Origin of the sequence: Citrobacter amalonaticus (genome assembly GCF_001559075.2) — a bacterium.
Taxonomy (GTDB): Bacteria; Pseudomonadota; Gammaproteobacteria; order Enterobacterales; family Enterobacteriaceae; genus Citrobacter_A; species Citrobacter_A amalonaticus_F.
The window spans coordinates 4,816,835-4,836,920 of the sequence record NZ_CP014015.2; the positions used below are offsets into that span (position 1 = coordinate 4,816,835).

The window sequence follows — 20,086 nt, forward strand, 5'->3', positions numbered from 1 at the left end:
GCCATTGTCATATCAGAACCCCAGGCTATCCAGCAAATCGTCCACCTGGTCCTGGCTTGCCACCACACCGGCTTTACTGGTATCAACCTGCGGGCCATTGAGCAGGCTGTCGCTTTCGCGTTTAGGTCGGGAACCCTGCTCCGGGATGTTTTCCAGCAGTACCATCAGTAGCTGACGTTCGATCTCCTGAATCACATCCATCATGCGCTTGATCACCTGACCGGTCAGATCCTGGAAGTCCTGCGCCATCATGATGTCGAGCAACTGCGCGTTGGTAAAACTGGTATGCCCGGGCACATCGCCGAGGTATTTTCGGGTGTCCGTCACCAGCTCGCGGGCGTCAGAGAGTTCAATCGGGTTTTCAAACCACTCATCCCAACGCTTGCTCAGCGCCTTCGCCCCTTTCTCCATTTCGTCCTGATGCGGCTGAGAAGCTTCAACGCTGTTCAGGGCGCGCTCAGCCGCCTGCGCGGTCATCTGTACCACATAGTCCAGACGGTCACGGGCATCGGGAATGGCTTCTGCCGCTTCGGCGATGGCCTGGTCCAGTCCCAGTTCGCGCAGGCTGTCACGCAGCATGCGGGTCAGGCTACCAATGCGGGCAATGATATCCCCGGCAGAATGCTCATCTACGGGTTTAATCGATGGTTGCATCATGGTCAGCCCCTTACATGCCCAGTTTCTCAAAGATTTTATTGAGTTTTTCTTCCAGCGTCGCCGCAGTGAACGGTTTCACCACGTAGCCGCTGGCACCGGCCTGCGCTGCGGCGATGATGTTCTCTTTCTTCGCTTCTGCGGTCACCATTAGCACCGGCAGTGAGGACATCCCGCCGTCCGCGCGAATGGTTTTCAGCAACTCGAGACCGTCGATGTTCGGCATGTTCCAGTCGGAAATGACAAAGCCAAACCCACCTGCCTGCAGTTTATTCAACGCATCCGCGCCATCTTCGGCCTCTTCCACGTTGTTAAATCCCAATTCCTTAAGCAGGTTACGCACGATGCGACGCATGGTGGAAAAGTCATCCACAACCAAAAACTTAAGCTCTTTATCCGCCATAAAAAATTACTCCTGATTCAAATACGTATTGCCTGTCCGGCACTGATTTTCGCCAGCATCTGCTGGCTAACCTGACTAAGATCGACCACTTCGCTGACGCCACCCATATTGATGGCTTCGCGCGGCATGCCGAACACCACACAACTTGCTTCATTTTGCGCAATCGTCCAGGCGCCTGCCTGGTGCATCGCTAACATTCCGGCGGCGCCGTCGTTGCCCATTCCCGTCAGGATCACCCCGACGGCGTTGCGCCCAGCATGAATCGCTACCGAATGAAACAGCACATCCACAGACGGCCGGTGCCGGTTAACCGGCGGACCGTCATGAATTTTGATTTGATAGTTTGCCCCGCTGCGCGCCAGTTCCATGTGTTTATCGCCCGGCGCAATGTAGGCATGGCCTGGCAGAACACGTTCGCCGTCCTCCGCCTCTTTCACGGCTATCTGACACAGCTTGTTCAGACGCTCGGCAAACGAGCGGGTAAAACCGGGCGGCATATGCTGCGTAATAATGACCGCCGGACTGGAGAGCGGCAGCGGCTGCAGCACATGGCGAATCGCCTCAGTGCCGCCCGTCGAGGCGCCAATCGCAATCAGCTTTTCCGAACTGAGCAGCGGCCCCGCCTTTAAGGTGACCGGCGCCGCAAGCGGTTTATGGGCGGTCAGACGTGCGCGTGACGCCGTGCGCACTTTCTCCGCAATCATCTCGCTGTAGGCCAGCATCCCTTCGCGGATCCCCAACTGCGGCTTAGTGACAAAATCGATCGCCCCCAGTTCCAGCGCCCGCAGCGTCACTTCCGACCCTTTCCCCGTCAGCGACGACACCATCACCACCGGCATCGGACGCAGCCGCATCAGCTTTTCAAGAAAATCGAGGCCGTCCATCCGCGGCATTTCGACGTCCAGCGTCAGCACGTCAGGGTTGTATTTCTTGATCAAATCCCGGGCGACGAGCGGATCGGGTGCGGTTGCCACCATCTCCATGTCGCTATAGCTGTTAATAATTTCGGTCATGATTTGGCGCATCAATGCAGAATCATCGACCGACAACACCCTGATTTTACTCATGCTTTACCCTTACTTAGCGCATAAACCGTTTGCCCGCGCAGGCTAAAGTCGCGCACGAGGTTACTAAAGTTCTCTGAATGCCCGGCAAACAGCAGACCATCAGGCTTAAGAAGAGGGACAAAACGACGCAGAATGTCCTGCTGCGTCGTTTTATCGAAATAGATCATCACATTGCGGCAGAAAATGGCGTCGAATGGTCCCGGCACGTTGTACTGCTTATCGAGCAGGTTAATCACGGAAAACTCGACGTGGCTTGCCAGTTCCTGACGCACACGCACCAGCCCATCATGAGGACCGGTTCCGCGCATGAAATAGCGCTGGAGCTGCTGCGGCGACAGGGTCTTCAGTTCGTCCAGCCGATAAATCCCGCTGCGGGCCTTTTCCAGTACTTCGGTGTCGATATCGCTGGCAAACACCTTCCAGCGCCCCGGTGCCGTCCCCAGCGTATCGGCCAGCGTAATGGCGATACTGTACGGTTCTTCACCGGTCGATGCCGCCGCGCTCCAGACCCGGTATTCGCCGCTGTGACGACGGGCGCTTTCCGCCAGTACCGGAAAATGGTGCCCTTCGCGGAAGAAGGCGGTCAGGTTAGTGGTTAACGAATTGATAAAAGCCTGCCACTCTGCGCTGCTTTGATTCGCTTCCAGCACGCTGAGATAGTGACCAAAATCATCCAGCCCCAGCGTACGCAGACGACGGACCAGGCGGTTGTAAACCATATCCCGCTTGTGGTCCGCCAGCACGATCCCCGCGCGCTGGTAGATTAATTGACATATCCGACGAAAGTGCGCGTCGGACAGCGCAAGGCGCTGGGTCATCTGTAACAATAATGACGTTTGCCCGTTGGGCAGAGATGATGTCATAGCGCCTTCTCAATCACATTCAGGATACAACGGGCACAGCCTGTGGCGGTGCCGATTCTTGGTGTGTTACAACCTGTTCTTCAAGTTTGAATACTGCCACGCGGGCGGACAGCGTGTCGGCCTGATGCGCGAGTTGATCGGTCGCGGCGGCTGCTTCTTCCACCAGTGCGGCGTTCTGTTGCGTCACCTGATCCATCTGGGTGACCGCCTGCGCCACCTGCTCGATCCCTCTGCGCTGTTCGTCTGACGCCGAGGCAATCTCGCCCATGATGTCGTTGACCCGGGTGACCGAACTCACGATTTCCGTCATGGTGTGGGCAGCCGTATCGACGAGTTGCGATCCCTGGTGGACACGGTTCACCGACTCTTCAATCAACCCTTTAATCTCTTTCGCCGCCTGGGCGCTGCGACTCGCGAGGTTACGCACTTCTCCGGCTACCACGGCAAATCCACGCCCCTGTTCGCCAGCTCGCGCTGCTTCAACCGCCGCGTTGAGCGCCAGAATGTTGGTCTGGAAGGCAATGCCATCGATCACGCCAATGATGTCGCCAATCTTTTGCGAACTGGCGGCAATCGCCTGCATCGTACTGGCGACTTTGCTGGTCTGCTCGCCGCCGGTTTTCGCCGTATCGGCGGCGCTTTTTGCCAGCCCGGAAGCCTGACGCGCATTATCGGCGTTCTGACCAACGGTAGCCGTTAACTGCTCCATGCTGGCCGCCGTCTGCGCCAATGATGCCGCCTGCTGCTCGGTGCGTGAGGAGAGATCGTTATTGCCCATCGCGATTTCAGAAATCCCGGTATGCATCGCCAGACTGCCCTGACGCACGTCGCTGACGGTTTCCCGCAGCGCCTGTTGCATTGCCTTCAGGCTGGCAAAGATCGCCGAAATCTCATTACGTCCGTAAACCGCAATTGGCCGCGCCAGGTTACCCTCGGCAATGCTGTCAAAATGGCTGCCGACAATCGCCAGCGGCTGGACGATCATTTTGCGCGACCAGTACAGTGCTCCGGTAGTTAACAGCGCGGCAATAATCACCATGCTGATAAAAATCGCCGCCGACATGTGGTAATTGTTTTTACTCTGTTGCCCTGCCACCACCAGCACATGGTTAATGTTCTGCTGCCAGGCGTTGAAGTTCACATCAAAGGCATCCTGCGAAGCCTGCACCGGCGCGGTCAGAAAGTCTGACAGCTGGTTATTCTCAAGCCAGGTGGCCTGATGCTCCAGATCGCTGTGCCACTGGGTGAAGCTTTTCTCCGTTGCGTCCTGCAAGGCTTTCCCCTCCTGGGTATTCGCCTCTATCGCCCTGAAGCTGTTAAACAGCGAGCCGGACTGCGCCAGGCTTTCACGCGCGATGACCATCAGGCTTTTGATGTCATCGGGCGGATAGCTCAGCGCCGTTAATGTCCCGGCCTTGTTGAGGGCGGTACTCGCCTGTAATAAAACGGCGCGCGTTTGTGCCAGCGCCGCGCGTTGCTGATTACTCTGCTCGACCTGATTCAGGCTCTGAAAACCGTCCCGAAATGCCCAGAAAGACAAGCCATTACTGCCAATCTGCAATACACCGCAGAGGATCAAAATCAAAAACAGCGTGGTCGAGATTCGAATACGATTAAACATCAACGCTCCCATCAGGCGGCAACGGCCGCAGTGTTAAATTTCGGTCAAAATGTTTCCCAGTTAGTATCGTGCTCCATGCTTAACGAGGGCTTCTGCGCGCTGCGAGGCGCGTCAGCAGAAGTCCGTTCTTCTTTGGTTTTTACCGCATAAGGACGCGCGGCAAGGCGAAATGCGGATACCGCCATCGTCAGACGGCTGGCCTGTTCTTCGAGAGCGGCCGCAGCGGCGGCGGATTCCTGGACCAGCGAGGCGTTTTGCTGCGTCACGCGGTCCATTTCAGAAACCGCCAGCGCCACCTGATCGATACCGCGGCTTTGTTCATCAGAAGCCGAGGCAATTTCGCCCATAATGTCGGTCACGCGGGTCACCGCATTGACGATATCGTTCATGGTCTCGCCCGCGCTTTCGACCAGCACGGAGCCGGTATCCACGCGCGAAACAGAATCTTCAATCAGCGCTTTGATCTCTTTTGCCGCCTGCGCACTGCGACTGGCCAGGTTACGTACTTCACCAGCGACCACCGCAAAGCCACGCCCCTGTTCGCCTGCTCGCGCGGCTTCCACCGCGGCGTTCAGCGCCAGGATGTTGGTCTGGAAGGCAATACCGTCGATCACGCTGATAATGTCGGCAATTTTCTTCGAGCTACCGGCAATTTCATGCATCGTTTTGACGACGTTATCCACCACTTTGCCACCGTGCTGCGCGGTTTCCGACGCGCTCTGCGCCAGTTGCGACGCCTGTCGGGCATTGTCGGCGTTCTGTTTCACCGTCGCGGTCAACTCTTCCATGCTGGCCGCCGTCTCTTCCAGCGCCGACGCCTGTTGTTCGGTCCGTGATGAAAGATCGGTGTTACCGGTGGCGATTTCCGTGGTACCGGAGTAGATGGCATCGGAGCCTTCGCGCACCTGGGTGACGGTTTCCACCAGCGAGCGCTGCATGTGATCAACGCTGCTTGCCAGTTCGCCAATCTCATTACGTCCGGCGACGGTCAGGGTGTTGGTCAGATTGCCGCCGGCGATTTCGCGAATATGGGCGATGACTCGGGATAGCGGGTTGAGCAGGGTGTGACGAATGCCGTACCACACCACCACCAGGATCAGCACCAGCACCACCGCCAGGATGGCGAGTTGCCACTGCGCAAACTGGTAGTCGCGCGCGCTTTCATCAAATGCCTGGCGATAGAGTTTTTCGCTGACGCTGGCGTATTTGCTCTTCGCGTCGCCGAGTCCGTTTTGCATTCCCTGCGTGGGTTGCGCGAAAAACGCATCCATGTTGCCGCTTTCCAGGAACTGCACCAGTTCGGTTAATCCGGCAAAATATTTCTGGTATTTTTCGTCCACATTGCTGCTGACCTCCGCCATCTCTGGCAGCGGATCGATAGATTTAAACCTGGCGTAGTGCTCCGCCGCCTGAGCGAGAGAATTTTTCGCGCTCTTCAGCAGATCGTTTTTTGCGCTACTCTGCTGATTGTTGGCGTCCATCATCATGCGTGCAGAGGAACGACTGAGGTTGATACGTGTTTGCAGCATCAGATCCCATGTCGAGGTCAGTTCACTCTGCTGTTGGCGTAGATCGTTGGAAATAACAAAACTTTTTTGATTCTGCTGTAAAGACGAAAACAGCAAACCACCAGAGACAAGCTGTAGCAGTGCGAAAACCCCCAGCACCATCATCAGCATTGTGACAACGCGGATACGGTTAAACATAAGGCACCTTCCTGAAAACGAGTTAACAACGTTATCGGCACCCTTGATAAGAACTTTACGTTTGCGAAAGGGAAATCCAGGTCAGAAGGCGATATCCACCACCACCGTGTCGGTGTAAGTCCCGGCGGGAGGCGTGGATTGGGTGGGTAACACTCTGGCGGTGTAGTTGTAGGTTCGCAGCAGACCGTCGCTGCTGGTAGAGGATGAGGCGCTGCTGGCCCAACGTTCCGTACCGACGCTCCCCCAGCGGTTGGTGGTGCTCGCTTTGTAAATTTCGTAGCTCAGGCGGTTGTTGCCGCTCGCCATATTGCGCACATTACCGTTGGCATAACTGCCGTTATTAATGCCTACCGTGTAGGTACTGCCCTTGGTACAGGTAATAGAAACCGCCTGCGAAATGGCGGGAAAATTTTTGACCAGCGGCGCACTGCCGAAATTGACGTTCGGCGCGTTAATGGTGATGCAGTCATTGGTCACCGTCAGGTTAAGCTGCATTGTGGTGGCGACCGTATTGGTTTGCGTAGTGACGCACAGCCCCAGCGCTCCCACCTGACAGATGTTGTAATAAACGTTGAAATTGAGCGTCACCTGATACGGCCCGGCACTGACGTTCTGCCCGGTACTGGTACGAAAGAAAAGCGGTAACGTAAAGCGCGTGGAACCTAACAGCGCCAGCAGCGTACTGCCACTCCAGGTATAGCTGCCGCCGATGGCAATCTCGCTGTTGCTGGCGCAGCCGGACTGACCGCACAGGCGCACCGGCACCACATCCGTCACGGTGGTATTGTCCGTGCGCTTGAGGTTGGCGCGGGTGCCTGTAGACACCGTCGCCCCGGTATAAGTCAGCGTCACCGTATCGTTATTCAGTAACCCCAACACCACGTCGCATTGCACCAGCAGATTGGCGCTGGTCGCCTGTTCCGTGCTGTTGACGGTAAACGAGGAGACGCTGCCGAAGGCCCCCGCCGTGGTGCTTACGCTGCAGGCAGCCCAGGCCCCCGGCGCAGCCGTCAGTAATAGCAACAACAGCACACGTCCGATCATCCGACCCCCTGACGACAGATCAACGGCCCGTAGGTCTGGAGTTTATGTTCGGGATTGGCGGTCAGCGAGAAGGCGGTTTCGCAACGCTTTCCGTCGGGCGTGACGACCCGCAGCGGATTCACGCCATCGAGATTCTCCAGCCAGACGATCCCGTCGTAGCCGACCACGGCGGGCGATTTATTATCCCGCATGACCTGGCTTGCCACCGGCAGCGCATGCCCGTTTTCGTCATGCAAAATAACGCTTGCCACCCGCTCCTGCTCCATCGGGAAATCAACCAGATATCCGCTCTGGCGACGCAGCGCCACTTTACGTTCGGTCTCTTTCAGGCGGGTATCGGCAGGCAGATTGAGCGTGTTAATGCTGTAACTCGCCGGGTAGTAGGCGGAGACGCCGCTGATCAGCAAATAGCCCTGATCGTTAGTGTGACCGACCGGCTGGTTTTCGTAATTGACCGGAACATCAGGATGCCCGTCGGTACTGACCAGCACAAAAGCATCGTTGATTTTATTAGCGGCAAACAGCTGGTTTTCCATAAGGACCAGCGATCCCATCGCCTCGCCCCACCAGGTCATGGCATTGCCTTCGCCGTAAGTTCCCCCTTGTAATTCGATATTCCGGTTACGCCAGCCCAGCGTCGCCTGCTGGTAATCCCGCGCCTGAGACTGTCGCGCCCAGGCCAGGTTCCAGCTAAACCCACCGTCGGTTGGCATCGAATGATTGTAATTAATGCGCTGGGTCTGACCGGCATCGGGCGTTTTTTCCATCGACACCGCCGCGCTGTCCCGTTCGCCGAGCGGGATTTGCACCGACATCGCCAGCGTCCAGTCCCCTTGTTGATTGTCGCGACTTGCCGACAGATAAAGACTGCTGCTTCCCCACAGATTCCGGCTCCAGGAGAGATTCAGCAGTTCTGTTTTCTGCGAGTCAAAACTGCGGATCCCAATCCAGGCCGCACCGACATTGCCAAATTCGCCCATGTTGAACGTCAGCGAATACTGGTCGCTGCGCTGGCTCAACGAGGCCAGCGGCTGGTTGTCGTTATCCACCAGCGGAGTCTGATCGTACAGCGCCAGGTTGCCAAATCCGCGCTCACGCCGCGAGTGCTGGGTGGCCACGCTGAATTCAGCGGTACTGTACTGATAGCCCCAGTTAATCTGATTACCGCTGTTGCCGCGCATTCGGCTTTCCGTCCATGCGCCATTCACCACACCCAGTCGCCCCAGTTTGACCAGCGACCCCACGCCACCCAGCGCCAGTGCTTCCGCGCCCTCAACGTGCCCTTCAAGCGTCAGATAATCGTTCACCCCGTAGCGGTAGCTCGCGCTGCCGACCGCCGGACCGTAGTCAAAATTGTCGATGCCGTAATTGCGGCGCAGGCTGCCCAGGGTGATCGCGCCGTCGCTGACGCCTGTTTTGAGCAGATTACTGGCGACATAAAACGGTAAAGTCGTGCTCACCTGGCGGCCCAGCGCGTCGCGAGTGACCAGCACCGCATCGCCGGCGCCATTAATGTAGGGCAGGTTGGTGAGCGTAAACGGCCCCGGCTGAAGCTCCGTTGAACCGGCCCGGTAGCCGTTGATAAACAGATCCACCGCGGTGGGCACCGCGGCTTCACCGGAGAATTCCGGCAAGGGCCAGGTCACCAGATCCGGACGCAACGAGAAGTCGCGCCCCCACGACACGCCGCCCACCCGCACGCTGTTACTCCAGCTCAGGGCATCGCTTATCACATCACCCACCCGCCATTGCGTCGCATCGGTCTCATGGGTCGCGGTGAACACGGTGTCGTAGCGCACGTATCCGTCCTGCTGATCGTCGTTCCCGGCCAGATTTTGTCGCACGTAGCCCGTTGACGAGAGCGAACCAGCATCGTTAAAGAAGCGCAACTCGTGCCAGATGGAAGCCTGGCTGTCGCCGTTTTGCGTGTGGCTGCTGTAGAAATCGTAATTGAGCAGCGCGCCGCTGCCATTGCGCGCGTCGTTTGCCGTGGCCTCACCGCCAAATGGCGTTGCGCGCTCGGGTAGCCAGTCCTGCGGTACGCTCAGTAGCAGACGCTGTCCACTGCTGTCGTATTGCGCGTTAACTTGCGGTAAGCGCGAAACATTCACCTCGCCCTGCGGAAGGTGTTCGGCGGGAAGTCCGGCCTGCTGCAGATCGTCCCGGCTGACGTAGAACTCCCCTGCCCGCTGTATCACTGGCACCACCCGCTGCGTATCGTAATGGTTCACAATCAGCGCCAGATGAAAAACCGCTTGCTGATCGATAGCACGGGCATCGGGTGGCGGCGGGAGCGCATCATCACCTGACTCTGCACGACAGATCCCGCTGGTGATAAGAAAGGTCGTCATCAGTAAGCCGCTTAGTGGGCGGGACCAGACAACCATTTGCCACCCTGTGCGTTGATTGCCGCGCTCATGTTGTCCGGATGGGTGGCGCCTGCGGGGAGTGGCCAGCGACGCGTGCTGCCAGGCAGAACGTAGCCCAGCAAGCCTTGCGCCATCGTGTGCTGCGCCCCGCTCTGACGCAGCATGACTTTGCTTAACCGGAGATGCACGACATTGTCATTACGCACTTCCAGCTGTGACTGCCCGTCGGCGCGTACCACCCGCCAGCGCAGTTTCGCAGGATCCACCCGCGCATGATGTTCTCCCTGCGCCCAGGTCTGAATCCCCTGACCGTAGACAAACAGCGGCAATGAATAGCGCATTTGCACCTTCAACCCCATTTGCGGTTTATCGCCGCCGTCGGGCTGTGGGATCTCATCGACGATAATACGGTAGGCCTGCTCAACCCCGGCGGGAACTGTGGACTGTTTAATCAGACGAATCAGCTGTTTGCTGCCCTTTTCGATCCGGACAATCGGCGGACTGGCGACCACATCCTGCTGCGACTGATAGCGTTCGAAACCCTCATCCTGCCGCCAGCGAACAATTCGCACCTGCATCGTCGTTGGGGTATTTCCCTGATTCTGGATCCACAACTCAGTGGCGTTGCTCTCTGCCGCCAGCCAGGGATCGATCGGCCACAGCAGGATGGTTGCGGCACTGTTCGCCCCGGCTGAAACCAGCGCTGCCGTGAAGCCAAACAGCAATCCCAAAGACGCTCGCATCTGCATATCACTTCTCCCTTCGCTACCATGACAGGGTCACCGTAAGCTGATCTGAATAGTTGCCAGCGGGGCTAAACCCCGTCAGCGTTGCCGCGCCAAACAGCGGTAACGCGATATTATTGCTGTCGGTATAAACGACAGAGACCGGCTGATTCACGCCAATTTCGCTGTTCGCCGCCAGTGATGACGCACTGTAGAGACGATAAGCCACCCGCTCCGTTCCCCCTGCGCGTTGCATATTACGCACCGAGGTATAGTTGCGGCCGCTGTCAATCGTCATGCTCAGCGCCACGCCCGGCGTGCAGGCCAGCGCCAGCGCGGCGTTGGGGACAAACTGCGCGCTCACCTGCCGGTTTTCTACACCGCTATACGTGCCGAAGTTCAGGGTTCCCAGCGCCGCGCCGCTGCCGGTGGTCACCGAGCAGCCCGGCGTGATGGTGGCGTTCAACTGAAAGGACTGGGTGGTGACGGCCATCACCGGCACCGCGGCCAGACCGACCATCGCCAGAAAAAGGCGTAGCCGTCCCCTGCCTCCACGCGGGAAGCCCACGCTAAGGATCCTCATTTCATGGACGAATCAGTAGATGACGCTGACGTTAATCGTATCGGTATAAGTCCCCGGTACCACGGTGACGCTGTTTCCGCCGCCCTGGATCCGGCCATACAACGTGTAGTTGTCAACGCCGGCCGTCGTTGAGGCTTTCGGAATGGGGGTGTTATTACTGACTACGTTGTTAAAACCGCTGTCGCTGTAGAGGCTGTAAGCCACACCCTGAGTGGTATTCGCCGCATTGACGAGGTAACGGGCCGGCGTGCCCGGCGTGCCGATGACCGTACCGGGTGCTGACGAGTTGGTATTACCGGTGATTTGCACGGTGTAATCCGTGGTGGTGCACTGAATGCCAAAACTGTTCCCGCCCGCGGCTCCCGTCAGCTGAGTGGTTAATTCCGAGAACGTAGCTGGATGGGTACCGAAATCCAGCGTACCAAAGTTAATGCCGTTCTGACTCGGTGAGCCATTGATCAGGCAGCCGTTAGTCAGGGTTAATGTCGCCCCGACGGTCCCACTGCTGGTCACCGCCATTGCTGAAGGCAGTGGCAGAAGGAAAATGCCAGCCATACCCAGGAACCGGGATAATCTGTTCATCAAACACCTCCGAAAAATCGCCACGTTTAACGAAAGTCACAACACGCATGGCGAGAAAGGTCACGCAGATCGGTAAAACGAACTGATAATCAGAAATTTAGTTTACGGATGAGAAAACAACCACTGCCGTCTGGCTTCGCCATACGAACGGGTGATTGACGTGTAAAACGCTTATATATCAATTTATTAACATTATTAGCATTCTGTTTTCCTCGCAATCTGAGAGGATATATTCATTCTTATGCGATCCAGTTCACAAAATCGCGTTGGTCAGAACACAACAAAATAAGTAAATAATAAAAAATAGTTGTAACCCCCGGCGGATTACTCCAGGTTAGGTAGGAAATGATTCAGTGTCGTTAAATACATAAAACACATGTATCGCTGATAAAAAATTGTTAAATTCAGCCCGAGGGATTTTTAGTGGCAAATGCAAATAAACTCACGATATTTATCGTGATTTTCATGCTGGCAGGTATTGTGTCAGGTGCGGTTATTCACTCTTATACCTCCGAAAGCGTCATTGCCGCCTGGTCGGATAACATCACCCTTCTTACCGACATCTTCTTACGTCTGATTAAGATGGTTATCGCCCCTCTGGTGTTCAGCACCCTGACCGTAGGCATTATGCGTCTTGGCGAGACGTCCACCATCGGGCGTGTGGGCGGCAAAGCGATGATCTGGTTCATCAGCTCTTCCATCCTCTCCATTCTGGTGGGCCTGTTTATTGTCACCCTGGAACAACCCGGCAGCGGACTTAATCTGGCTATCCCGAAAGAAGCCGTGGATACCGGTCTCGCCGTCGGCGGGATGAGCCTGAAAGGTTTCCTGTCGCATACCATTCCAACCAGCATTGCCGGTGCGATGGCCAATAACGAAATTTTGCAGATTGTGGTGTTCTCGATGTTCTTCGGGATCGGCGGCGCGTCATTGGGCGAAAAATTCAATGCCCCGCTGGTAGCGGCGCTGGACGTGGTTTCTCACATTATGTTGAAAGTAACCGGCTACGTGATGTACGTCGCCCCGCTGGCCATTTTTGCCGCCATCTCCTCGGTGATCGCCACCGAAGGATTGGGCATTTTGCTCAACTATGCCTCGTTCATTGGCGGCTATTACGTGGCTATTCTGATGACCTGTCTGGTGTTACTGGCAGTGGGATATCTGGTACTGAAAAAAGAGGTGTTTCGCCTGCTCGGAATGCTCAAGGATCCGGTACTGGTAGCCTTTACTACCAGCAGTTCTGAAGCGGCCTATCCGAAAACGCTGGAGCAACTGACAAAATTTGGCTGCTCGCGCAACATCGTCTCCTTCGTGCTGCCCATTGGTTACTCGTTCAATCTGGTCGGTTCAATGGTTTACTGCTCTTTTGCGTCAATGTTTATCGCGCAGGCCTACAACATTCACCTGTCGTTTGCTGAGATTAGCGTCCTGATGCTCACGCTGATGCTGGCGTCAAAAGGCATTGCCGGCGTTCCGCGTTCCGCATTAGTGGTGCTAGCGGCAACGATTCCGAGCTTTAACATTCCGGTCGCCGGCATTTTGCTACTGATGGGCATCGACCATTTTCTCGACATGGGCCGTTCCGCCATTAACGTGTTAGGTAACGGTATTGCGACGGCGATGCTGGCGCAAAACGAAGGTTTGCTGGAAGAGAGTGATGAGGAGGCGGTGTCACAACAGGTTGAAGCATAACGGTTCCGGTGATTGCCGGATGGCGGTGTAAACACCTTATCCGGCCTACAACCACCTTCAGCCGTAGGCCGGATAAGCACAGCGTCATCCGGCATTAAAGCACGGTAACCACATCCAGCAATACGATCAGGCGACGTGAGAGGCGGCCATATCTAACAGCGCCATTTCGTCACTGTTCAGCAGTTTCTCAATGTTCACCAGGATCAGCATCCGGTCGCCCAGCGCGCCGAGTCCGGTCAGGTATTCCGTCGACAGCGTCACGGCAAATTCCGGGGCCGGACGGATTTGCTCTGCGGTCAGCGACAGCACATCAGACACGCCATCCACAACGATCCCCACCACGCGCTGTCCCAGATTCAGCACAATCACCACGGTGTTATCGTTGTACTCAACATCGCCCTGGCAGAACTTCACGCGCAGATCGACAATCGGCACAATCACGCCGCGCAGGTTGGTCACCCCTTTAATGAAGGCAGGCGTGTTGGCAATGCGCGTGACCTGATCGTAACCACGGATCTCCTGCACTTTCAGGATGTCGATACCGTACTCTTCATCTCCCAGCGTAAACACCAGGAATTCCTGACCTGACGGCTCGCCGGCCAGTTTGCTTACATTAGTCATACCGGTCATATTTTACCCTTTCTTACTCAATCAGGCGGCGGTGATCGCCATACGTTGTTCGCGATTTAAACCCTGCAGGGCGGAGACATCCACAATCAGCGCGACGCTGCCATCGCCCAGAATCGTGGCGGCTGAAATGCCCGGCACTTTGCGATAATTGCTCTCCAGGTTTTTAACCACCACCTGGTGCTGACCGATCAGCTGATCGACCAGCAGCGCGTAACGGCGACCGCCGCTTTGCAGGATCACCACGATGCCCTGGGTGGCTTCGGTTTTCGCCCCTTCCACTTCAAAGACTTTCCACAACTCAACCAGCGGCAGATATTCGCCGCGTACTTCCAGCACGCGCTCGCCACCGGCCAGCGGATGCAGATCGTCGTCACGTGGCTGCAGGGATTCCATCACCGCATTCAGCGGCAGAATAAAGACTTCGTCGGCGACGCGCACGGACATGCCGTCGAGGATCGCCAGCGTCAGCGGCAGCAAAATACGGATGGTGGTGCCAGTCCCTTGCTTCGACTGGATTTCAACGTGGCCACCCATCTCCTGGATATTCCGTTTCACCACGTCCATGCCCACGCCGCGTCCGGAAACGTCAGTCACCTGCTCGGCCGTTGAGAAGCCAGGGGCAAAAATCAGCATCCCCACTTCGTCATCGGTCATGTTTTCATGAACCGCCATCCCTTGGGAGATCGCCTTCGCCAGAATGCGCTCACGGTTCAGCCCGGCCCCGTCATCGGTCACTTCGATGCAGATGTTGCCGCCCTGATGCTCCGCCGACAAAATCAGATTGCCCACCACATTCTTACCGGATTCCATGCGTTTTTCCGGCAGTTCAATACCGTGGTCGAGGCTGTTACGCACCAGGTGCGTCAGCGGGTCGATGATGCGTTCAATCAGGCTCTTGTCGAGTTCCGTTGAGCTGCCGACCAGCGTCAGTTCAACCTGTTTGCCAAGCTTACCCGCCAGGTCGCGCACCAGACGCGGGAAGCGACTAAACACGTATTCCATTGGCATCATACGAATCGACATCACCGATTCCTGCAGATCGCGGGCGTTACGTTGTAACTGACCCATGCTGGTGATGAGATCGCCATGATTCACCGGGTCGAGTTCGTTCGAACGCTGTGCAAGCATTGACTGGGTAATCACCAGCTCACCGACCAGGTTGATCAGCTGATCGACCTTCTCCACCGCCACACGAATGCTGGTGGATTCACTGGCGCGCGCCGGTTTTTCCCGCTCTACGCGTCCGGTTTGCGCTTCTGTGGCAACCGCTTTCACCGCAGGGACTGCGGCGACAGGCTGTTCGACAGCAACCACTTCAGCCACTTCCGGCTGGACCGCAGGTGCCGTCGCTGCTACCACTTTCTCAAAAGCAATCTGATCGGCTTCAATCACAAAGCACAGCACGGCAATGACGTCATCCTCTGCAATGTCGCCATCAAGCGTTGCCGCCAGGCTGTCTTCGCCCTTGACGACATCAGACAGGGTGGACAGATTGCCCAGCTCTTCTTCCAGCAGGGCCACTTCACTGGCCTTCAGGCGCGAGAGAACAATGCGCAACTTCGCTGCTTCTGCCACGACCACGTCGTCAGGTGCCGTGTTGTCGACCACGCTCAGTCGGGCATTCGCCACCACCGCTGGCGCGGTTTCGCCTTTTGCCTCCAGCGCTAACTGGCGTAATGCCGTGCAGATGTATTCGAAGCTGGCGGCATCCGGCTCCTGCGAACTTTTATAGGCATCGAGCTGTTCCTGCATAATATCTTTCGTTTCCAAAAACAGGTTGATAATGGCGGTATTGAGCTGCATCTCACCGCGACGCGCATCATCCAGCAGGTTCTCCATCAGATGAGTGGTTTCCTGCAAAACGGTAAAGCCGAACGTGCCGGCGCCCCCTTTGATGGAGTGCGCGGCACGAAATATGGCATTCAGTTGCTCGGCATCCGGCGCTTCGGGCACCAGATCGAGCAGATGTTGCTCCATGTCAGCCAACAACTCGTCAGCTTCATCAAAAAAAGTCTGATAAAAATCGCTTATATCCATGCTCACGCTATCACCTCGGATTGGCTGGTGGCGATGTGGGAACGCTTACCTGCGGACTGGCCTCAGGCTGTTGTAATACACTTACCGGCTCGTTCTGGCTTTCAGCGTTTTCATGCAAAATGGCCTGTTCGGTCTGTTTGTTCAGTACCAACAGACTGATTCGGCGGTTGATGGCGTCATCCGGACCGCGATCGCTCATACGCATTGTGGCGGCCATGCCCACCACCCGTAATACTTTTCCGTCATCCAGACCGCCCTGTACCAGTTCACGCCGCGATGCGTTGGCGCGTTCGGCAGAAAGCTCCCAGTTGCTATAGCCCTTTTCACCGTTTGCATAAGGGAAATCATCCGTATGCCCGGACAGGCTGATACGGTTTGGAATACCGTTCAGCACCGGCGCGATCGCCCGCAGGATGTCACGCATATACGGCTCAACCTCGGCGCTACCGGTTTTAAACATCGGGCGATTCTGGCTGTCGATAATCTGAATACGCAGCCCTTCCTGCACCAGGTCAATCTTCAGATGCGGACGCAGCGCCCGCAGTTTGGGATCCGATTCGATGAGCTGATCGAGGTCGCCGCGCAGTTTGCTCAGGCGATTTTGTTCCATGCGCTTTTTCAGTTCATCGAGGTTCGGCTGCTTATTCACTTCGCCCTGTTGCTGGGTAAAGTCATCGCCGCCGCCGGGAATCGCACTCTGGCTATTGGAAATTCGATTCCCTCCCGTCACCGCCGTTGCCAGCGGCGTACGGAAGTATTCGGCAATCTGAATCAGTTCTTTAGGGCTGGAGATGGAAATGAGCCACATCACCAGAAAAAAGGCCATCATGGCGGTCATAAAGTCAGCGTAAGCAATCTTCCACGACCCATGTGCGCCGCCGCCATGCCCCTTATGTTTGCGCCGTTTAACAACGACGATAGGATGAGACCGATTCTTCATGCGCCCTCAGTCGTCGTCTGCTGCTGTTGGTTCGGATTTTTCACTGCGCGAACATGTTCTTCCAGTTCAAGGAATGACGGGCGCTCGCTGGAATACAGCGTTTTACGCCCAAATTCGACGGCGATCGGCGGGGCGTAACCGTTCAGATTCGACAGCAACGTGATTTTCACACACTGCATCATTTTGCTGGTTTCCGCGCTCTTCTGACGCAGCACGCTGGCAAGCGGTGAAATAAAACCGTAGGCCAGTAGAATGCCGAGGAACGTACCGACCATCGCATGGGCAATCAGTGAACCCAGTTCTGCAGCCGGTCGATCCGCTGACGCGAGGGCGTGTACGACCCCCATCACCGCCGCAACGATACCAAACGCCGGCAGCGAATCCCCCATCAGCGCCAGGCTGTTGGCCGGGACTTCCGATTCACTTTCGTGCGTTTCAATCTCTTCGTCCATCAGCGCTTCGATCTCGAAGGTATTCATGTTGCCGCTGATGATCAGGCGCAGGTAATCAACGATGAACTCCAGCATCACTGAGTCGGCCAGAATACGGGGGTAGCTGGCAAAAATTTCGCTCTCTTTCGGGTTCTCAATGTCGCGCTCAAGCGAGAACATCCCCTGCTGGCGCGACTTTGCCATCAGGCGATAGAGCAGTGCCAGCAGATCCATATACATCGCTTTGGTGTATTTCGAACGACGGAACAGTAACGGCAGCGCTTTCAGCGTCCCCTTGATGGCTTTACCGTTGTTACCCACGATAAATGCCCCTATTCCCGCGCCACCGATGATGACAAATTCAGCCGGTTGATAGAGTGCCCCCAGGTTTCCACCAGTCATCATGTAACCGCCGAAAACTGTACCAATAACCACCAGGTAACCTAATAAGATAAGCACGACATCATCCTTCTGCTGTTGACTATGACAGGATGCGCAGTCGGGGCGTTAACGCGTTGGCGAGGCAAAAAAAAGCAGCGGTAATGACTTACCGCTGCTGGAGTGTTTCGTCCACACCGTATCGGTTAAACAGCCTGTTCGATCTGTTCATCCAGCAGTTGTGGAATAATATCGGCAGCATCCTGGGAAAGTTTACGTCTTTTTACCGCTCGGGAAGGCGGCTGGCATAAACTACAGGCAAAACTGCCCGCAGGTTGGTGAGCGTGGGTAATGAAATTACCGCCACAGCAGTTACAGCTTGATAACTGAAGCAAGCCGCTTTCGACAAAACGCACCAGCGTCCACGCGCGAGTCAACGCCAACAGCGGCCCCTCTTCACCCTGCGGACACTGTTCGAGGTACAGTCGATACGCCTTAATGACGGCATCAACACCACTACACAGGCCCGTTTTAAGTAAGAACTGCCAGGCATTACAGAACATGGAAGCATGGATATTTTGCTCCCAGGTCATAAACCAGTCAGTGGAAAACGGCAGCATGCCTTTCGGCGGGGGACTGCCGCGGAGTTCTTTGTACAGCTTGATGAGGCGACCGCGACTTAACTGCGTTTCGCTTTCCAGCATTTGCAAACGGGCACCCAGTGTGATCAATTCCATCGCTAACTGGATATCACGAGCTTCCTGAACAATGCTTTTTTCACTCATCATCAGGCCCTTTTCTTACGCGCGGTTTCATCAGCCTGATTAACATCACTTAACAGACGCGTGGACAGCATGATACCGGTGTGAATTTGCTGGAGATCGTCTACTCTGGAATCCTGAGTCAGACGAGTAATGGTTTGATGACTGTCGAAACGGAAATGACACACAAGCTGATTCGTTTCTGCCAGTTTTACCATTTGCGGAAGGGTCAGCGCCCCCAGAGAGGTCGCCATTTCCTCATTGATCCCGAGACGAAACATGGCGGACGCTTTGTCCTGAACGATTAGACGCTGTGCAAGAAGTAAATATGACAAATTGATGTCATAAATGTGTTTCAGCAACTCGGATGTATGCATTATTCCCATCCAGAATAACCAACTTTTATTTTTATGCGGAAAAACCGCACCCCGTGATGTCGCCGGGAATTCCCGGTAAAAAAAGCAAATAGGTCAAACACATACCTTCGACTCAGGCGCTTAAGCATCAATACGCGCGTCACGCTGGCACCTTGCCTGGTTGTAACGCGAGTACATGAATTCTTACAAATGCCTAAGATTTTTCCTAATTCGACGCAACTGTACTCGTCACACCCGAGACATACAACAAAGCCACGCTGCGAATTTGGAAAATATGTGATGCGCATCACATAAATTAACTTAATCGTTAACATAAATCCATCAGTTGAGCTTTTATTTTGCGGGGAAATTAACCAGCAAAACGCCATTTTATTCTCACGGGTATTAAATCAAGCGTCGGGGGCGGCGAAAGATTTTACGCAACACTCGTTAAAATCACGCAATGAAAATAATTGAAATGGATTTATATCATCACACAAGCAAATTAGTTTTTGTCCTTGCGAAACAATATGTTAATTGTTACCCATTTTTTATTAATACGCGGCATTTATGATTAGATTGCAATTAATCACGAACATGAATTTGTTAAACCAAATTTTGATTGACTCACTGATTTAATTTAAGTCAATCGTTTTGGTTAACACTTTTGGTTATTCCTTAGATCCACTTATAAGGAATATTAATGAATAATTATGATAGCCTTCACACTATTGTCATATAGAAGCATTGCAGTTATCAGCGAATCGGAGTAATGCTGAAGAACCACCTCATATTCTTGCAATAAGGAGCGAGTTATGAGCTACACCCACATTCTTGTCGCCGTGGCGATAACCCCGGAAAGCCAACAACTACTGGCAAAAGCCGTCTCCATTGCTCGTCCCGTCAACGCACGAATCAGTCTTATCACCCTCGCCTCCGACCCAGAGTTATACAACCAATTTGCCGCCCCCATGCTGGAAGATTTACGCGCGGTAATGCATGAGGAGACAACGGATTTCCTTGAAAAACTGGGGAAAGACGCGGGCTATCCGATCGCGCAGACATTCATTACCTACGGCGAGTTAAGCGAGCATATTCTGGACGTGTGCCGCAAACACGACGTGGATCTGGTCATCTGTGGCAACCATAACCATAGCTTCTTTTCGCGAGCCTCCTGCTCGGCGAAAAGTGTGGTGAGTTCAAGCCTGGTGGACGTTCTGCTGGTCCCGCTTGAAGGTAATTGA

Annotated in this window: 19 protein-coding genes; 2 read left to right on the forward strand and 17 right to left on the reverse strand. The window is 55.3% G+C overall.

Annotation, left to right across the window (positions count from 1 at the left end; translation table 11 throughout):
• Positions 1–12 precede the first annotated feature (12 nt).
• The 11 genes from cheZ to AL479_RS23300 form a co-directional block, all read right to left on the reverse strand.
• Positions 13–657, reverse strand: a complete 645-nt coding sequence (gene cheZ, locus AL479_RS23250) for a protein phosphatase CheZ (RefSeq protein ID WP_061077836.1) — start codon at positions 655–657, stop codon at positions 13–15.
• Positions 658–667: 10 nt separating this feature from the next.
• On the reverse strand, positions 668–1,057 hold the full coding sequence (gene cheY / locus AL479_RS23255; RefSeq protein ID WP_042318379.1) for a chemotaxis response regulator CheY: 390 nt from the start codon (positions 1,055–1,057) through the stop codon (positions 668–670).
• Positions 1,058–1,074: 17 nt separating this feature from the next.
• Positions 1,075–2,124, reverse strand: coding sequence for a protein-glutamate methylesterase/protein-glutamine glutaminase (locus AL479_RS23260; protein WP_061077837.1), 1,050 nt, complete (start codon positions 2,122–2,124; stop codon positions 1,075–1,077).
• Positions 2,121–2,987, reverse strand: a complete 867-nt coding sequence (gene cheR / locus AL479_RS23265; protein ID WP_061077838.1) for a protein-glutamate O-methyltransferase CheR — start codon at positions 2,985–2,987, stop codon at positions 2,121–2,123. The genes AL479_RS23260 and cheR overlap by 4 nt, the downstream gene beginning before the upstream one ends.
• A gap of 19 nt (positions 2,988–3,006) precedes the next feature.
• Positions 3,007–4,608: a methyl-accepting chemotaxis protein IV gene (gene tap / locus AL479_RS23270; RefSeq protein ID WP_061077839.1), complete on the reverse strand. Its 1,602-nt coding sequence runs from the start codon at positions 4,606–4,608 to the stop codon at positions 3,007–3,009.
• Between the two features lie 44 nt (positions 4,609–4,652).
• Positions 4,653–6,314, reverse strand: a complete 1,662-nt coding sequence (gene tar, locus AL479_RS23275; protein WP_061077840.1) for a methyl-accepting chemotaxis protein II — start codon at positions 6,312–6,314, stop codon at positions 4,653–4,655.
• 81 nt (positions 6,315–6,395) lie between these two features.
• Positions 6,396–7,358, reverse strand: coding sequence for a spore coat U domain-containing protein (locus tag AL479_RS23280; RefSeq protein WP_192575244.1), 963 nt, complete (start codon positions 7,356–7,358; stop codon positions 6,396–6,398).
• Complete coding sequence (locus tag AL479_RS23285; protein ID WP_225851867.1) at positions 7,355–9,709, reverse strand: fimbria/pilus outer membrane usher protein; 2,355 nt, start codon at positions 9,707–9,709, stop codon at positions 7,355–7,357. The genes AL479_RS23280 and AL479_RS23285 overlap by 4 nt, the downstream gene beginning before the upstream one ends.
• An 11-nt stretch (positions 9,710–9,720) precedes the next feature.
• Positions 9,721–10,476, reverse strand: coding sequence for a molecular chaperone (locus tag AL479_RS23290; RefSeq protein WP_061077842.1), 756 nt, complete (start codon positions 10,474–10,476; stop codon positions 9,721–9,723).
• 16 nt (positions 10,477–10,492) lie between these two features.
• Positions 10,493–10,972: a spore coat U domain-containing protein gene (locus AL479_RS23295; protein ID WP_225851919.1), complete on the reverse strand. Its 480-nt coding sequence runs from the start codon at positions 10,970–10,972 to the stop codon at positions 10,493–10,495.
• Positions 10,973–11,047: 75 nt separating this feature from the next.
• A complete protein-coding gene (locus tag AL479_RS23300) occupies positions 11,048–11,617 on the reverse strand; it encodes a spore coat U domain-containing protein (RefSeq protein WP_061077844.1) in 570 nt (189 codons plus the stop codon).
• Between the two features lie 423 nt (positions 11,618–12,040).
• Here AL479_RS23300 and AL479_RS23305 point away from each other — a divergent pair, with 423 nt between their 5' ends.
• Complete coding sequence (locus tag AL479_RS23305; RefSeq protein WP_061077845.1) at positions 12,041–13,309, forward strand: dicarboxylate/amino acid:cation symporter; 1,269 nt, start codon at positions 12,041–12,043, stop codon at positions 13,307–13,309.
• Positions 13,310–13,435: 126 nt separating this feature from the next.
• Here AL479_RS23305 and cheW read toward each other — a convergent pair whose 3' ends face one another.
• The 6 genes from cheW to flhD all read right to left on the reverse strand — a co-directional run bounded on the left by cheW (position 13,436) and on the right by flhD (position 18,863).
• A complete protein-coding gene (gene cheW / locus AL479_RS23310; RefSeq protein ID WP_061077846.1) occupies positions 13,436–13,939 on the reverse strand; it encodes a chemotaxis protein CheW in 504 nt (167 codons plus the stop codon).
• A gap of 21 nt (positions 13,940–13,960) precedes the next feature.
• On the reverse strand, positions 13,961–15,976 hold the full coding sequence (gene cheA, locus AL479_RS23315; RefSeq protein ID WP_192575263.1) for a chemotaxis protein CheA: 2,016 nt from the start codon (positions 15,974–15,976) through the stop codon (positions 13,961–13,963).
• A gap of 10 nt (positions 15,977–15,986) precedes the next feature.
• Positions 15,987–16,916: a flagellar motor protein MotB gene (gene motB, locus AL479_RS23320; RefSeq protein ID WP_061077848.1), complete on the reverse strand. Its 930-nt coding sequence runs from the start codon at positions 16,914–16,916 to the stop codon at positions 15,987–15,989.
• On the reverse strand, positions 16,913–17,806 hold the full coding sequence (gene motA, locus AL479_RS23325; protein ID WP_061077849.1) for a flagellar motor stator protein MotA: 894 nt from the start codon (positions 17,804–17,806) through the stop codon (positions 16,913–16,915). The genes motB and motA overlap by 4 nt, the downstream gene beginning before the upstream one ends.
• Positions 17,807–17,931: 125 nt before the next feature.
• Positions 17,932–18,510, reverse strand: a complete 579-nt coding sequence (gene flhC, locus AL479_RS23330) for a flagellar transcriptional regulator FlhC (RefSeq protein ID WP_061078060.1) — start codon at positions 18,508–18,510, stop codon at positions 17,932–17,934.
• 2 nt (positions 18,511–18,512) lie between these two features.
• Positions 18,513–18,863 (reverse strand): flagellar transcriptional regulator FlhD, encoded by a 351-nt coding sequence (gene flhD, locus AL479_RS23335; RefSeq protein ID WP_043000328.1) that lies wholly within the window; start codon positions 18,861–18,863, stop codon positions 18,513–18,515.
• 794 nt (positions 18,864–19,657) lie between these two features.
• Here flhD and uspC point away from each other — a divergent pair.
• Positions 19,658–20,086: a universal stress protein UspC gene (gene uspC / locus AL479_RS23340; protein ID WP_061077850.1), complete on the forward strand. Its 429-nt coding sequence runs from the start codon at positions 19,658–19,660 to the stop codon at positions 20,084–20,086.